General features: G+C 66.7%; 11 protein-coding genes. 2 read left to right on the forward strand and 9 right to left on the reverse strand.

Features of this window, described 5'->3' with window-relative positions; translation table 11 throughout:
- The first annotated feature begins 1 nt into the window (after nt 1).
- Nucleotides 2–382 carry a hypothetical protein gene (locus A5750_RS24285; RefSeq protein WP_067266350.1) on the forward strand — a complete coding sequence of 127 codons (381 nt, stop codon included), beginning with the start codon at nt 2–4 and terminating at the stop codon, nt 380–382.
- A complete protein-coding gene (locus tag A5750_RS24290; protein ID WP_066951173.1) occupies nt 375–3,230 on the forward strand; it encodes an RND family transporter in 2,856 nt (951 codons plus the stop codon). The genes A5750_RS24285 and A5750_RS24290 overlap by 8 nt, the downstream gene beginning before the upstream one ends.
- On the opposite strand, the gene eccCa is transcribed toward A5750_RS24290, so the two are convergent.
- The 9 genes from eccCa to A5750_RS24330 form a co-directional block, all read right to left on the reverse strand.
- Nucleotides 3,214–7,416, reverse strand: a complete 4,203-nt coding sequence (gene eccCa / locus A5750_RS24295) for a type VII secretion protein EccCa (protein ID WP_066951169.1) — start codon at nt 7,414–7,416, stop codon at nt 3,214–3,216. The two genes, A5750_RS24290 and eccCa, sit on opposite strands and share 17 nt — an antisense overlap.
- A 3-nt stretch (nt 7,417–7,419) precedes the next feature.
- Nucleotides 7,420–8,907, reverse strand: coding sequence for a type VII secretion protein EccB (gene eccB, locus A5750_RS24300; protein ID WP_066951165.1), 1,488 nt, complete (start codon nt 8,905–8,907; stop codon nt 7,420–7,422).
- Between the two features lie 2 nt (nt 8,908–8,909).
- The gene (locus A5750_RS24305) at nt 8,910–9,737 is read right to left on the reverse strand and encodes a transglycosylase (protein ID WP_066951160.1); all 828 of its coding nucleotides are present in this window, start codon (nt 9,735–9,737) and stop codon (nt 8,910–8,912) included.
- 185 nt (nt 9,738–9,922) lie between these two features.
- Entirely contained in the window at nt 9,923–10,729 is an 807-nt protein-coding gene (locus A5750_RS24310) for a hypothetical protein (protein WP_066951381.1), read from the reverse strand.
- 261 nt (nt 10,730–10,990) lie between these two features.
- Complete coding sequence (locus A5750_RS26690) at nt 10,991–11,749, reverse strand: DUF5631 domain-containing protein (RefSeq protein WP_369828603.1); 759 nt, start codon at nt 11,747–11,749, stop codon at nt 10,991–10,993.
- A 2,259-nt stretch (nt 11,750–14,008) separates the two neighbouring features.
- A complete protein-coding gene (locus tag A5750_RS26485; RefSeq protein ID WP_231989297.1) occupies nt 14,009–14,203 on the reverse strand; it encodes a hypothetical protein in 195 nt (64 codons plus the stop codon).
- Nucleotides 14,204–14,848: 645 nt separating this feature from the next.
- The gene (locus tag A5750_RS25635) at nt 14,849–15,409 is read right to left on the reverse strand and encodes a hypothetical protein (RefSeq protein ID WP_082959199.1); all 561 of its coding nucleotides are present in this window, start codon (nt 15,407–15,409) and stop codon (nt 14,849–14,851) included.
- 151 nt (nt 15,410–15,560) lie between these two features.
- Nucleotides 15,561–15,890 carry a DUF2563 family protein gene (locus tag A5750_RS24325; RefSeq protein ID WP_066951153.1) on the reverse strand — a complete coding sequence of 110 codons (330 nt, stop codon included), beginning with the start codon at nt 15,888–15,890 and terminating at the stop codon, nt 15,561–15,563.
- A 100-nt stretch (nt 15,891–15,990) separates the two neighbouring features.
- Nucleotides 15,991–16,500 carry a pullulanase gene (locus tag A5750_RS24330; protein WP_067266353.1) on the reverse strand — a complete coding sequence of 170 codons (510 nt, stop codon included), beginning with the start codon at nt 16,498–16,500 and terminating at the stop codon, nt 15,991–15,993.
- Nucleotides 16,501–16,505 lie beyond the last annotated feature (5 nt).

Below are 16,505 nucleotides of genomic sequence, written 5' to 3' on the forward strand. Positions count from 1 at the left end.
CATGACATGGACACTGCTGCACGACCGGATGGCCTTCATGGCCGAAGTGATCAAAGCCGCCGACACCGATCCCGAGGCGGCACTTGCGTTGGTCGCCAACTCATCCGAGGTGCCTCGGCTGTTCGGCGACGAGGAGGGGCTACTGCTTTCGTTGGGACAGCGCTGGATCACCATGCTGGTGGCCAAGCTGGATCAGGCGGCGCACGAGGGCTTGTCGGCCGAACAGGTGCGGGCTGATCTCGAGATCGCCGAGCCCGGCCTGCACGCCTTGGTCAGGATCGGCTCCCGGCGATCGCTGCGAATGCGCTCCCAGTGCCGCGGCGAGCACGTCGCCGTGGGCCTCTTCGGCGGACCGACGGGCCATCGGCAGACCGTTGCATGACGGACGGGGATTACTGAGCCGGCTCACCGGCCGCTACGCCGTTCTCGTCGTCGGCCTGTGGGTCCTGGCGGCCGGCGCCGCCAACCTGGCGTTCCCGCAACTGGAGCGAGTCGTCGACTCGCACGCCAGGTCATTCATGCCGACGGACGCACCGAGCGCGGTCGCCGCCTCGCGGGCCGCCCAGCTGTTCGATCAGACACCCAGCAACAACTTCGTTTACGTTGTGCTGGAACGCAATCAGAAGCTGACGCCAGATGACCGTCAGTTCTACGACGCGGTGACCACGACGCTGGGCTCCGATCACCGTCACGTGTACGCGGTGACCGACCTATGGTCGCAGCCCGCCACGGCCGCCGGTGCGCAGAGTTCGGACGGGCGGGCCGTCAGCGTCATGGTGCGGCTGGCCGGGATGCTCGGCACCGCCCAGGCGCGCGATTCGGTGAACGCTGTCCGCGCCACCGTCCAGAAGCTCTCACCGCCGGCCGGCCTGGAAGTCCATGTCACCGGGCCGGGCGCCACGATCGTCGACGAGTTCTCCGCGATCGATCGACAGATGCTCGGAATAACCGCCGCGACCATCGGTCTCATTTTGCTGTTGCTACTCGCGGTGTACCGATCGCCGATCGCGGCCGCGATTCCGCTGGTCTCGGTCGGGCTCGCCTTGGCGCTGGCCCGCGCCGTCGTCGCCGCGCTCGGGCAGTCCAATGTGGTCGAGGTGTCGCTGTTTTCGGTGGCGCTGATGGCGGCCATGACCCTGGGTGCGGGCACCGACTACGCGATCTTCCTGGTCGGCCGCTACCACGAAGGCCGCCGCCGCGGCGTCGCGCCGGCCCGGGCGTTGACCGAGGCCTACCGCTCCATCGCGCCCGTGGTGATCGGGTCGGCATTGACCGTGTCGGTGGCACTGGCCTGCCTGGTGTTCGCCCAGGTGGGCTCGTTCCGGAGCGCCGGGTTGCCTTGCGCCATGGGCATTCTGGCCACCATGGTCGCGGCGCTTACCTTGACGCCCGCGCTCATGAGCCTGGCCATCCGCCGGGGGTATCTCGAACCGCGTCCGTCGACGACGGCGCGGCGCTGGCGCCGCGTGGGGACGGCGGTGGCGCGCTGGCCCGGACCGATCCTGGTCGCCGCCGGCGGGATGACTCTGCTGATCGCGTTACCGCTGACCGGCATGCGGGTCGGCTTCAACGAACCCGCCGCCACGCCGTCTGCCACCGACTCCAACCGCGGCTATCTGAGCGCAGACCGGCATTTCGCGGCCAACTCCCTGTTGCCCGACGTCGTCGCGATCCAGGCCGACCACGACCTGCGTAACCCGGCCGGCGTGATCGCCATCGAGCGAATCACCCGACACATCATGGCCGTACCGGGGGTGCGCGCGGTGCAGTCCGCCAGCCGCCCCGACGGCAGGGTGCCCGAACAGGCGACGTTGAGCTATCAGGCCGGCGTGCTCGGCCGCCAGTTCGGCGACTCCATGGGTGCGCTGACCCAGCGCCTCAAGCGGGTCTCCGAGCTGGACAGCGCGCTGGCGCAGACCCAGGTTGCGGTGGATGGCCTAGGCAACGGATTGCGCGGTGGCGGTGCGGGATTGGCGGAGGTGTCCGGTGCCGCCGACGACATGCGGGCCGGCATGGACGGGTTGCAACGCAACGTCACGACCGTGTCGGGTTACCTCGACCCGCTGCGGGACTTCGTCGGGCGGACGGCCGACTGCGCCGCCAATCCGATCTGCTCCACGGTGGACCGAGTGCTCGCGCCGGTCGACAGCCTGGTCCAGACGTCGTCGCGCCTCGACGACGGCGCCGCGAAACTGACCAGCGGCTCGAACACGGCCGCCACCGCGATGGCGAGTCTGCCGCAGAGCGTCAGCTCGATGAAAGACGCCTTGGGGCAAGCCCGCTCGGCTACCCATGACCTACTGGGCCTCACCGACACGCTCGGACCCCAGATGCGTCAGCTGACCGACTACCTGAACGAGATAGCGACGCAATTTCAGGGCAGTGGCGCGGCGGACTTCTATATGCCGCAGCGGGCGTTGACCGATCCGCGGTACACCACCGCGTTGAGTCACCTGATCTCCGAGAATGGCCGCGCCGCTTACCTGCTGGTCTACGGGGACGGCTCGGAGTGGGGCGGCGACGGAGCCAAGCGCGCGGACCAGGTGCGCGCCGCCATCAAGGAGGCCACCAAGGAAGGCACCCTGACGCCGGTGGAGGTCGACCTTGCCGGCGTCGGCCCGGTGACCGCCGATCTGCAGCGCTTCGTCGCCGGTGACACCAAGCTGCTCGTGGGCGCCGCGTTGGTGCTCATCTTTCTGATCGTCACGGCGATGCTGCGCAGCCCCGTCGCGGGCCTGGTCGTGGTAGGGACCGTCGTCACCTCGTACGCGTCGGCTATCGGTGCTAGCGTGCTGATTTGGCAACACCTGCTGCACCAGGATCTGCACTGGGCCGTCGCCCCGATCGCGTTCATCGCCCTGATCGCCGTCGGCGCGGACTACAACCTGTTGCTGGCGTTGCGCATCAAACAGGAAGCGGCAGCGGGCCTGAAGACCGGCATCGTTCGCGCCTTCGGAGGCACCGGCGGTGTGGTCACCGTTGCCGGCATCGTCTTCGGACTCACCATGCTGGCGTTGCTGAGCAGCAGCGTACTCAGCATCGCTCAGATCGGCACGACGATCGCCGTCGGGCTGTTGCTCGACACCCTGGTCGTGCGGGCTTTCATCGTGCCGTCCATCGTGGCGCTGCTGGGCCGCTGGTTCTGGTGGCCACGCACGCTCCCCCGTCGGCCCGGCGCCGTGGAAAGGCTTGAGCCGGCGCCGGTTCCGGTGGCTACGGCTGTTGGATGACCGTCGACGGAAGCCCGACCAGCACGCCTTCGACGTCGCCGTCGGCGCTCACCAGCAGGCCTCGTCCGGGCGGGAGCGCCTGGGCGCGGACCAAGCGGTTGATCCGGTTTTGCGGGTCGTTGTCCATGTAGAGCTGCGCGACCTTCGCCGAGTTCTGGAACCGCATCCACGGATCCATCTGCAGCGTGGCAAAATTCGCGCTGTTGCGGGTGGTGAACACATGCAGCCCGATCTGGCGGGCCCGTTCCATCAGCTTCCACAACGCCGCCCCCACCGGGGGTTTGGGCGGGTAGCTCTGGTCCGGGCGCAGGTCCTGGACATCGTCGATGAGCACGAAATGCCGGGCGCCCTCCCACGGCTTGAGCGCTCGCAGCTCCTCCTGGCTCAAGCCCTTCGGGGGCAGCCGCGGCAGCAGGATCTGTTGTGCGAGTTGGGTGATCACCTCGTCGATCTCGTCTTGGTCATAGGCGTACGCGCGCACATAGCCGGGCCCGCTCAGATCCCGCAGACCGTGCGGGGCCGTTTTGGGGTCGATGAGCGTCAGCTGCGCTTCCTCGGGGCCGAATCGGTTCATGATCGCCTCACCGATGGACACGAGGGACAGCGTCTTGCCGCAGCCCTGGCGGCCCAGAATCATCAAGCCTGGGCTCTCCTGGAGCTTGAGCGGGACCGGGCGGAGTTCGTGGCGCTCACCGATGGCGAACGCGATCGACAAGTCGTCACCGCTGCGGTGCGCGGCGTCGTACTCCAGGATCGCCCGCAACTCCACGCGCTGCGGAAGCCGTTGCAAGGTAGCATGTTTGGTCACACCCGCGACATCGGCGATCCGCGCGCCGACATCCACGATGCTCACCAGCGCGCCGGTGGCTGGATCGGCAAGCGCCGGGATCCCGACTCGCAGCTCGTGCAGGCTGTCGGTCAGACCGAAGCCCGGACGGTTCAGCGTCCGCCGGGCGGCGTCGCGCGACTCGAGCGACGAGTGCCCCATCTGGCTTTCGCTCGGGTCGGCCAGGCGCAATTGGATTCGCGCCGTGGCGTTTTGCAACAGACTCTGCCGCTGCCCGTGGATCCAGCCGCCGGCGCTGCACATCACGTGCACCCCGTACTCGGGACCGCGGCTGCTCAACGAGATGATGCGATCACCCAGGACAGTGTCCTTCGAATACACGTCGTCGTAGTCGTCCACCACCACGAACACATCGCCGAAGGGATCGTTGGGGTCGGTACCGCCCAGCCCGTCACTGCCCGGCGCGAACCGGCGCTCGCGGAAGCCGTCGAGGTCGATCTTCAGCCGCCGGAACGAGTCCTCGCGCGCGTCGATCAACGCGTCCATGCTGCTCAAGATCCGCTCGATGCCCTCGGCGTCCTTCGGCGACACGATGTCGGTGACGTGCGGCAGTGACGCCACCTGGGCCAGGGTCGCACCGCCGATGCAGAAGAACGTCACGCGCGCCGGGTTGTACATCGTTGCGGCAGAGCACATCAACGTCATCAGGGTGGTCGTCTTGCCGCGTTGCTTGGCGCCCACCACGATGACATTGCTGCGCAGCGCATCGACGGCGTGCACGATCTGCTTGGACTCCTCGGGGATGTCCATGACGCCCACGGGGAACATCAGGCCCGCGTTCTGGCCGTAGTCGACATGCCACGGCTTGCCGCGGTAGGCCGACACCAGAATGTCGACGGGCTCGGGGTCCTCCAGCGGCTCCAGCCACGGCCGGCGCGGCGACCGGTGCGGGACGTCGTGCATCGACTCGCGCAGGACGTCGACGATCTTCTTCCGCTTGAATCCGTCATCGTGGTAGAGGAATTCGTCGGGTTCGGTGTCTGCGGCGGCAGCCGCTTCCAGGGCCGCGGCGTCGGATTCCTCGAGCGGTTGGAACTGCCAGTTGTACAGCCGCGGCTTCGTCAGGGTCATGTCGACGGTGGTCGCGACCTCCTTGCCCTTGGGCACTACGAAGGGAGCCGACAGATAAAAGCAGCGGAACGGTTCGAGATCTCGCGGCCCCACCTTCAGCAGGGCGAAGCCGTTCTCTTTCGACGGCAGGTGGTAGGCGGCGTCCGATCCGATCACCTCGCGGCTGTCGTCGCCGGACTCAGCGCGCAACGCGATCCGGAACGCGATGTTGGACTTGACCTTCTGCAGCGACGACAGGTCCAGCCGCTGCCCGCCCAACATGAAGAAGACGTTGGCGCCACGGCCTTCCTGGCCGATGTGGATGATCAGGTTGATCCACTTCTCGTGATTGGCAAAGAGTTCCAGGTATTCGTCGACGATGACGAGCAGGACCGGCACCGGCGGCAAGTCCCGTCCGGCCAGCCGGATCTCTTCGTAGTCGTTGGCGTCGCGGGCGCCCACCGAGGTGAACAGTTCGTAGCGTTGCTTGATCTCGCCGTCGATGACCCGGCGCATCCGTTCGGCCAGGTGCCGCTCGTCCTTGCCGAGGTTCGACAGGGCGGCCACCACATGCGGGAGGCCCAGGATGTCCTGGGCCGCCGACTCGAACTTCATGTCGACGAAGATGACGTTGAACGTCTCCGGCGAGTGCGTCAGCGCGATGCCGTAGACCAACGACAGGAAGAACTCCGACTTTCCCGACCCGCTGGTGCCGATGACGACCGAGTGAAATCCGAAGCCGCCGAAGTCTTTCGCGCGGATGATGATGTTCTGCAGCTCGCCGGTGGGTTTCGCACCGACGGGGATCTCACACCACCTCTCGTCACCGCGGCCACGCCGCTCGGCCCACAACCGGTCGACGTCCAATTGGCGGGGATCGACGATGCCCAGCGCCCGCAGCAACTCGGTGGCACCGCCGGTCGAATCGGCGATCTCGCTACGCGTGGTCGGCGACCAGCGCGCCATCGCCCGCGCATACCGGTAGGCGCGGTGGATCGACAACTGGTCGGCGTGGGCGAAGAACTTGTCGCGCACCCGAAGCAGGGGTGCCGGGCGGCCGTCTTCGCCGTCCGCGTCGTAGCCGTTCCGGCCGAATTTGACTTCGCCGTTGACGGGTGCGGCGTGCCGCTCGCCCATCTCGAAGACCTGGTCCTGCGCGAAGCCCACGCCGGTGCCGACTCGGGATGCGATGCGCAGCAGGGTGATTCCGGCCTTGCCGACCTGCCCGACCACGCTCTCCCACGCGTCGGGGCTACCGGTGTTGTCGTCGACGATCACCAGGTGTGGTCCCAGATCCACCGTGTCGCCGCCGGTTTCAAGCGCCGATCCCATCGCGCTCGGGCTGGCCGCCGCGGGGGGCGTCCAGGCGCCACGCTTTCCCTTCATATGGAGTTCGGCGCCGAGGGTCTCCTCCAGCTCCTCGGGCGTGGTGAACACCAGGCGCCGCCAGCCGCACGCATCGAACAGCTCGTCATGCAGATTGTGCGGAAGCCACACCATCCACGACCACACCTCGGGACTGCGGGTGACCACCATCAATTTCAGGTCGCGCGGGTTGTGGAACACCGCCAGCGAGCACAACACCGAACGCATCAGCGAGCGCAGCCGGTCCAGGTCGTCGCCGACAAAGCTGAAGCCCGGCGCCGACCTCAGGTTGACCACCTTGGCGATGTCGCGAATCTTGCGCTGCTCCAAGATGAAATCGCGCAGTGCCTGTCCGGTGACGGGTTCGAGCTCCTCATCGGAGGCGATGTCGGGCCACGTCACCGACAACACCGAGTCGGGCGCGTGCTGCACCCCGGTGCCCAACCGCACCTCCAGGAAATCCACGTCGCCGCGGCCGCGTTCCCACATCCGCGGCCCGCCGATGATGGCCCCGAGCCCGCGCGGATCGGAGTGCAACGCGTTCTGCCATTCCCGCTGCGCGCACACCGCGGTCTGGATCTCGTCGCGGTTCGTGTCGAGGTCGCGCAAGTAGCGGCGGCGGCCCTTTTCCATTTCGCCCCAGGTGATCTTGCGCGCGCGTCCGAAGCGGCCGGAAAACGCCAGCATGCTGAACGCGCCGATACCCATTAGAGGGAAGAACCCGGTGGAGAGACTGCGGACGCCCGACACATAGAGCATGACAATGGTGCCGATGAGCGCCACGATCAGCGCCGGCACCCCGATCATCACCCAGATGTTGCGTGGCTCGCGCTCCGGCAAGGCGATCGGCGCATTCGGTGCTACCCGAACGGGTTTCGGCGGCTCGATCTTTTCCCGGTTGATGGGAAACGCTTTCTTGGACATCCCCTAGCCTCCCGCCTTCGCTGATGTCGTCACCACGGCCGCCTTGCCCAGCGCCGGCACCGTGTCACGCGCCACGAGCGCCGCTTCCCGCGACAACGCCGGGCCCGCAGCGAAAGTGCGCAGCAACGGCCACGGCGCCTGCACCGCCGAGGCCGGATCGAGCCCGAGCGCGCGCATCGTGTCGTCGTTGGCGGCGATGCCGAACCGCACGCCGTTGTCCGACACCCAGAACAACGACTCGCGGGAATCCGACGTGATGACCCCGCTGGTCGAGGTGACGAAGTTGGCCGCGCCCGGCAGCACCAGCACCTGGTTGGCGACCACCGATGCAGGGTCGCGGTCGTCGCGCACCAGATGCACGATCCGATCGTCCAGGTACGAGTACACCGGAAGGCCCCGCCCGTTATAGATGACGACGCGGGCCTGCGGATCCGTGGAGCCCTTCTCCCAGCCGACGCAGGTGGTCGGATTCGCCGCCGTGTCAACGAAATTCAGCCGCTTCGTCGGGTAGTAGTCCACGGCCAGCGAGTTCACCTGGGGGATGTTCACCAACACGTCGGGGGTCACCACGCGGGGTGCCGTCGACCCGTACGAGTTCGCGCTGCGGAGCAGATCGGCGACGAAGCTCGTGATCTTTTGCACCCCGTCGGGCAGGAGCACGTAGAACTGCTTGCCACCACCGGCGGTTTGGGCCTGTAACACCGCGCCCACCTGCGAGCCCGAGACCCATGTCGACGGCGCGCCTGCCTGCGGCACGTCCGGGACGCGCAGCGGCTCGGTTGCGGGGAGTCCGTCGTAGAGTGCGCGCGAAATCTCTACCGGCGACGTCACTCCGGGGTCCAGGCCCAGGCTGAGGGTGATTGCCCTACTGGCCGGATCGACCTGCGAGCGTTTGCCGCCCCAGATCACATACGTATTGCCCTCGAACGTCACGAGGACTCCCGCATCGTCGGCCAGCGGGGTCGCGCGGCCGCCGCCGTCGAGCGTGCCCGCGATTGACGTGACGACCGGCTTCTCCCCGCTGCGCGGGCGCCCGGCCGTATCGCACACGGCCCAGGCCGAAATCGCGCCACGATTCACCGGCATCGCCGCCGGCGCGCCCGGGATACCGATGAGCGGCCCGGTCGGATACTTCGCGATCTCGCTGCGCTTCACCCATGTCGGTGGGTTCGCCGTTCCGGTGGCCAGGCGGGCGGACGTCAGGTTCAGGGCGGGATAAAGCCGGCCGTCGATGCGAGCGTAGAGCGCACCGGAGTCGCGGTCGCCGATGATTGCCGATTCACCCACTGCGCCAGTCGGTTTCAGGACGTTCAGCAGCATCATCCAACCGGCGCCGATCGCCACCAACAAGATCGACAACACCAGCGCGGCGGTCTGCTTGCGGTCGTCATGCTTCATCCGCACCGAGAACCGGGTGGTCGCCGCGCGCAGCCGTCGGTTGTAGAACAGGTGACCCGAATTCTGGTCGCGGTTCGACAAACTCAGCGGCATGGTCAATACCCCTTAGGTGATCGGCGCGGATCGGCCTGCTGAATCCGATCGGCCAAATTCGACGCGTCCGCGGCGACGTGATAGCGGCCCATCGCGTAGTTGATGAACGCGCACGCCTGCGCCACCAGATTGTGGATGTCGCGTGACGTGCCCGGCTGGTGGTAGGCCGCGAAGGTGGGCCCGATGAATTGCCAGGCGCCTTTGCTCGGGGTGCCGCGCGCCGCGTTGGAGTCCCAGTCGTTGACGGCGTTGGCGTTGTAGTTGGATTCGCGGCGTGCCACCAGATCCATGCCGCGCTCCCAGCGGGCACGCGCGGCCGGGTCGTGAATGCCCTTGATATCCAGGGCTTTGCGAATCGCCGCCAGGACCGCCGCCCGCCCGCTGCCCTGGTCGCCTCGCATCGCCGCCCGCCTTTGCCGGTAGCGCAACCGCCTTATTCGATGCGCCAGGAGCCGTGCGCGCCGGCGCGAGTTCAGGATGTGCCGGTGCTGGGTGCGCAGCCTCGCCGCCATCCGGGCCATCGCCTCGCGACGCGCCATCGGGGTGTCGGCCGGCGTGGCGTCGGCCTTCGCGTCTTCCAAGACCGCCCGGGTCGCCGTCCTTGCCTGCGTGTGGTCGTCCCGCGCGGTCGCGAGGATCTGTGCCAGCTCACGGTCGGTGTCCGCGGAGCGGCGGGCTTCGTCCAGCGAGCGCCTCGAGCGTGTGGCCGCCGCGCTGGGCAGGCCAGCGGTTATGACCTCGGGCTGTTCGGGGGTGCTGACGCTGGGGGCGGCGATGGTGTGGGCGTCGAACAGCGCATGCCCGCGAGACAATGCCGTCACCGCCTGCATCAGCGGATCAGTCAACGACTGCCCCACCCTGATCCCCTTTTTCCCACACCCTCTGGCCGCGAAAAATCCGTACTCAATAGCATGCACGAATAAGCAGATCCGCTGTCAATATCGAGTGACCCTACTGCCGTGCGTATGGCCGGACCACTCACCTTGAGCTGGAGCGGGGATGGCTTGCGGTGCCCTTATTCCTTTGCCTCGTCCTCGGTCGGCATGATCACGATCCGTCGGTTCGGCCGGTTGGTCACGACCGTGGGTTTGTCCTCGCCGGGTTTGGGCCCGGGCGGGCTCGGCGGCATCGTGAGGCGGCCCTTGACGGGCTGGCCGTTGGGGACGCCCGGCGCCGAGATGCGCTTCTCCGGCGGCTTCTCTTTGCTGCCCTCACCGTGGGCGCCCATCGCGCCAGGCGGCATCATTCCCATACCGCCCATACCGGTCTGGCCCCCCACGGTCGGCGCGCCGCTAACCGGCGGGGCCATGGCGGCCTTGGCCGCCCCGGCGGGAGTCGTCGGCGGGGACGATGTCGGCACGGGTGGCGGACCCAGCGAGCTGGCCGGGGTGGTGCCACCGCCGCCGCCGAGGCCCCCGCCGCCGCCGCCCAAGCCGCCGCCGGCTCCGGCTCCCGCGCCTGGGCCGACGCTGTCGACAAGATGAGCGTCGCTCGCGAGCCCGGCTCCGTGGGCACCTTGAACCGCGCTCATCAGCGGCTGGATGGCGCTCTGGCCGGCCTGCATCGCTTGCTGCGGTAGCTGCGTGAGCGGCTGCATGATGCCGCCGACCGCGCCGCCGAGCGCACCCGTGATGCTTTGCAGCATCTGCTGCATCATCTGCGGGGCTTGCTGACCGATGTTCTGCATCTGCTGCTGTGATTCAGCTTCGTTCGCAGGGAATTTCGCCGCCGCGTCGGCGGCGTGGGCTCGGCGGTCCGCGTCCGCGGCCGCGGCGTCAGCTGCGTCTTTCGGCACCCCGGCGTTGCCGGCGGTTTCAACGATTCCCCGCCACCCGTCGGTCGGGCTGGTTCCACCGGATGACAGGGGAAACGGCATCGGCGTTGGCGCTTCAGGCATGCCGACTAACCCTCCCACTACGGCTGGAGCATTTTTGACGGTGCCATCGCCCCCGGTCATGCCTCTCACCTCCGCCCCGTTTAGAACCGCCTGGTGCCAACTGCCGCACCTGATTGGCTATCGCACCATTTTGGCACATTGCGCTCGGATCGGTATTCACGTCGCGGGCCGCATGCCCCTCACGCCCTATGCGCCAGCCTGATGGCTGATTACCTCGAACCACGCCATGTGGTAATTCGCGAGGTATTCGTGCCCGTCGATCAGAGCCTCAATTGCCGCAAGCAGCATCCAATCCCCGACGGCGGCCGCGGCATAATCCGGGTACGCCGTAAGCACCGAATTCTGAATCTCGACCAAGCAGTTGCGCAGGAGTTCGGTTTCCTTTTCAAGTACGCCGGTCTTCCGTACGGCCGGCGCGGCAATAGCCTGCGCAATTCGCGGCAGGCCATCACGACGACGCACGGCTTCCACCAGGGCCGGTCCGAGTTCGTCTACCCGCGGGGCGGCTGATCGGGCCAGTCGATCACCGCTCAGCGTGGGAGCCTCGGGATCTGATTCAGCCACGTAGGTGTTGTGCTCGTGAGCGGCGGCGACAACGACGGCCCCCAACAAGTCCACCACGGTCGCATCGCGGCGGCGCGCGGCCGGCTCGAGCAGGGTGACGTGGGCGGGCAGCCGGACGTGAGGCGGGATCCACCCGCCGGCGAGGTCGGTCACCAACAGGCTGGTGGTGCCGTCGTCACGCAGTCCGGCCGCCCACGAAAGTCGCGGCTCCTGGCGGGCCACCGCATCGACGATCCGCTGCAGCCGCTGCTGCTCGGCCGCTCGGCTGGATACCGCGCCGGCGGTCGCGCCGGTTGCCGCGGACATTGCTGACGCGCCGACCATGCCCGACGAGCTCGCGCCCGCCTGCCCGGCGGCGGCTCCCGAAGCGGAGCGTTCCACCGGTGAAACCACCGGTCCGCCCGCGGACGGGGATGAGGCCGGGGACGGTGCGACCGGCGCGCCCGAGACGGGTCCCGTCGGGGTTGTCGGCGTTGCAGTGGGGGCCGCGACTGATGGGCGCAGGTCGGAGCCATAAGCGGGCAATGGTCCAGCCGGGACACTGGGGCCGCCAGCTACCGGCGCTGCCGATCCCGACCAAGATCCGCCCGTCATTACTGGAGCTACCGGGGTGGCTCCCCCGGTGGTCGGCGGTGCGGGAGCGGCTGGCGGGGGCGCGTCGACAGGAGTGCCCGCCGGAATGAAAGCCCCGGCGCTGGGTGCGGTCGGGGCCACCGGCGGCGGCGTCCCTGCCGGTGGCCCCGCCTGTGGGTTACCCGCTCCAGATTCCATCGCGTTGATTGCACCCGACGAAATCCCTTGCGCACCTGCCCCGGCCGGCTGCCCCGTCGCCATGCCGGAAGCGAACGATTGCGCCAGGTTTGGCGGCGCTCCTTGCCCAAAGCCCGCTGCTGGAACGGAACCGCCTGCGGATACGCCCGACATCCCAGAAGCCATTGATCCACCGCCACCCGGCAACGAAACACCAGTCGAAGCAGCCGGCGGTCCAATCGACGACGGCCCGCCGGCGAATCCGCCAGATCCAAGTGGTGGTGGTCCGTGGGCGATCGCACCCGGTCCTCCCCCCGGGGTACTCCCCGTACCGCTGAACCCTCCAGCGGCGAGCGGGGCCGGTTGCGGCTCATGGCTGCTTGCGGCGGATACGTTCGATGGACCCATGCCACGACCGCCGGAACTGAGTCGTCCGCCTGTCAAGTCGCCCTGGCTGATCGGCCGCGGTGGTAAGGCATTACCCGTATCGAAGCCATTTTGACGCGCCCACGTTCGGGCGTCACCACCAAAGCCCTCAGCATCGAGAATCTTCTGGGTTGCAGTCATAAGTTTGTCGCCCGCCATCATGCTCGCGTTCGCGGCATCGCCGTTGCAGCGCAACTGAACGGCCTGCACCTCCGCGACTTGCTCTGGCAGCGGCTTGTTTGACGCCAGAATTTGATCTATCTCGCTATTGCCTGTATTCGCTATGTCTGACAGTCGACTTCGTAGATAGTCAATCGCGTCAGCCCCCAAATTGAAGGCTCCCGCCTTCGCCTGGTACTTCTCGGCAAGATCCAAATGAAACTTTTCACCATCTTGGTATCTAGATATGAGGTCGTCCGCCGTGTGGCCCTGGTTATGTGCCGCTATTGTCATCCATTGACCGCGCAGGTCTTGCGAAAACAACTGCTGCTCCGCGCATGCTTGGCTCCAATGCTGAGCGGCACCGCGCAGAGTCGCTGACGGCATCGGCCACCACGGTCCAATCAACGCCGGTGTCCACTTACCAGGCGGAAGGTCAACCGCCACTGCATACCTTGTTCATAGCGGCATCTTTCGCAATTGCATCGTTAAGTGCCGCCTGATAATCAGCTTCAGTCGCAACTCCGGCGCTGCCCTTCGCTGTTAGGGTTCCGTACGCCATCGCAAGAGCATGCGCCGCATCCCGGTGCTTGGTGTCTAGAACAGGATTAGCCGCCGCCATCTCAAGCAGCAGGGCGCCATTGGTTGTTGCGAGGCGTGCTAGCGCTTTATCTGTTCCCGCCGTGTCGACCTGGGCCGCCTGAGCCGCCAGTTTGTAAACGTTACATAGTTGCTGTTGAGCGGTGGCAACTTCCGTAGGGCCAGGTGTCGGTGCTGTCGCGGCTGCCGACGGACTCGTAGCGGTCGGTCGCGCAAGGGCCACTGTTAGGGCTGCGATAGCTATAGCAGCTGTCAACGCCACGGCGATCGCCAGCCAGGGGCGCGGCTGGGACGCCGGTCTGCCCAAATAGTTCGGCGGCCAATTCGCAATGGGCGGCTGGGCGGCCGGACCCTCACCGGGCCCCCAAGTCTGGTTCCCCACGATCACCCTCCTGGAAGTCCACGGACCCTGGTTTGCGGTCCCCCATTATCCGTCTTCCGCCCCGCCCATAGTGGAGCAAAGGAACCGCGGAGTGTGCAATTCACCGCAACGCGCCCGTTCCGTTGCCTTTCAAGGCTTGTATGACACATGCCGGGTGCGACACAAACCCACAGCGTCCCATCAGCCTCGGGCGTTACTGCATTCGTCAATGGCTCGGTGTGCCGACAAGCGTAGTCATCGCCAAGCCGTAACGGGGTTATACAGTGCTCGATGAAGCCAACCTCGTCGCTCAATGAGACAGTCGGACGTCGAACCTCAGAAGGTCAGCCGCCGCAGACTTTTTTCATCGCGCCATCGGCGGCATCGACTTGGGACACCGCCGACTGCCATGCCGGATCGTTGCTGCCGTTCACCACGCTGCCAACAGCAGTCAGATCACGGTACGTACGAGCGAGGGTTAAGGCGGCGGAGCGGTCATCCGGCTTGAGAGCGGGAACTGCCGCTGCCGCTTCGAGCATTATTGCTCCGTTCGCCGTGGCAATGCGGGCAAGCGCTGTCCCCCCGCCGTTAGATTCAATCTGCACCGCCCGCGCGGCGCGCGAATACGCGTCGCACAGTTGTCGCTGAGCGGCAGCGGTGTCAGCAGCGGAGTAGGTAGGCGCCGCCGAAGCCGTTGACGACGGTCCCGAGGCCGTTGGCCTTGTGAGGGCCACAACAAGCGCAGCTATGGCTGCGATAAGGGCGATCGCAGCCAGGGCAATCCCTGGCCATGAGCGTGAGCGTTGTGGAGGCTGAGTCGAATACGGCGGTGGCCACTGAACGGGTTGCCCCCCAGGTAATCCCCTCCCAAAGTTAGGAGTGAGGTCCTCTGCCATATGCCCTCCCAACAGCCCGTCGGCACGCTCGCGACTAAGTTTCGCGCTGCTAGTGCGTCTCCACCTCGATCTTGAACAGTCGCACGGCTTCGCTCACACTCGCCAGAGCCGCGTAAGCGTCAACTGCATCGTTGGCCCCCGAGCTCCTGCATCTTCAAGCGCATGGTCCAACCGGGTCTCGGAAGCTGGTTGACGCATTCCTGTGCATATGGTGCTCGGTTTTGGCTGTGCCGCAGAACGTCTGCAATTGAACGTGCTCGAAGTCTGAGTAGCGCGCCCACCGGCAGATCACCCGCCACCGCAAACGCTCTTCATCGCAGTGTCCTTAGCGTTGACATCGTCGGCCGCCGATCGCCAGGCAGGGTCGTCGCGCTGTACCAAACTTGCTAAGACCTGCGCGTTGCTATACGCCTCAGCCAGGGCAAGTGCGGCAGCTCGGTCGCCGGGCGGGAGCGCCGGAGCAGAGTTCACCGCATGTTCAAGGGTCACTGCACCATTAACCGTGGCAATGCCGGCATAAGCCGGGTTGTCGCCATTGGTATCGATTTGGACGGCACGCGCGGCCACGTTGTAGATGTCGCATAGCTTCCGGTGCGCGGCAGCCGACTCCGCCGCTGTATACGTCGGTGCCGCAGACGTGGTCGGTGAGCCAGGGGCCGAGTCATTGGTAGACCGTGTAGCCGCCACAACTAGGGCAACAGCGCCCAGCAGAACGGCGATCGATGCCAGTGCAATCGCCGGCCATGTCCGTGGACGCTTCGAGGGCGCAGGTGGATAGGGCGGCTGCCACTGACTCGGCGGCGGGGCATTTGGCGGTTCCCCACCAAAGTTTGGAGGCAGATCCCCCATGCAGCCCTCCTCAAAATCGCCTCAGCCCGTAGCACCATTCTGTTGAATCATCCACGGGCATTGATCGACACCACACCGGAAGGACCGCTTCAAAACGATCCCGGTGTTGGAACACTGCTCTTCCGCACCGGGAGCCGATCCAGTCTGGTGATCAGACCCGCGACGATGAGCCGTTGGCCCCCGGCCGCAATGCCTGCATTTCGCTGGCGTTGTTCTCGTCCATGCTGGTGAACCCCTTGGCCGCGTGATGAGCCTTCGAACCCACATCGGTCAGCGTCCGCTGGTGGCCCTGCAGGGTCTGCACGTGCTGCGTATGCGCGGCGGTGATCGCCGAATGGAACGAATCGGCCGCGGCGAAGTCGCCGAACATCCCCGACCCCAGCGGTCCCCGCGCGAGCTGATCCGCTCCCTCTTGCGCGTGCCCGCCCGCACGATGCGAATCGTTGCCTCCGGAGTGCAATAGCGCTGGGTCGACGAACATTGCCACCCCTTTCAATCGATCGCCGCGGATACCCGCGCCGCTATTGACCAGGCTAAATAGCCCAGCGGCAGTGGTCAATTCACCCTTGCCGCTGCCGCCCTCACAGCGTGCTAGCGCCGTCGGCGAGGCCGTCACCGTCCGAATCGCTCAGCCGCACATTCCACTTACCATCGCCATCGGTATCGACGTAGCCGGTGACACCGTCCGCATCGGCGCACAGCACCCGGTCGGCCAGTCCGTCGCCGTCGATATCGAAGAGCTGATCGTCGGCGCGGCCCTGGCCGTCGAAGTCCACTAGCGGTCCGCCGGTGTGCTCGACGCCGTCAAGCCCGAACCACCGAAGCTGGCGTCCGTGGTCCGTGGGTATCCCCCACGTCCCGGACCCGTCGTCGGTGAAGTACGCCTCGGGAGTGCCGTCGTTGTCGAGGTCGAGCGCCGCGTGATCGGCGACGCCATCGCCATCGAGGTCCGCGAGCGCGTCGTCGTGCAATCCATCGCCGTCGAAGTCCAGCCCGAAAGCGTCGAGCCGGCCGTCGCCGTCGAGGTCAAGGTCGAGGTCGCGGTGCCAGATATCCGCCGTGCCGTCGTCGCCACTTAAGCAGTAGTCCACGAAAC

Source organism: Mycobacterium sp. 852002-51613_SCH5001154, from assembly GCF_001667425.1.
Classification (GTDB): Bacteria; Actinomycetota; Actinomycetes; order Mycobacteriales; family Mycobacteriaceae; genus Mycobacterium.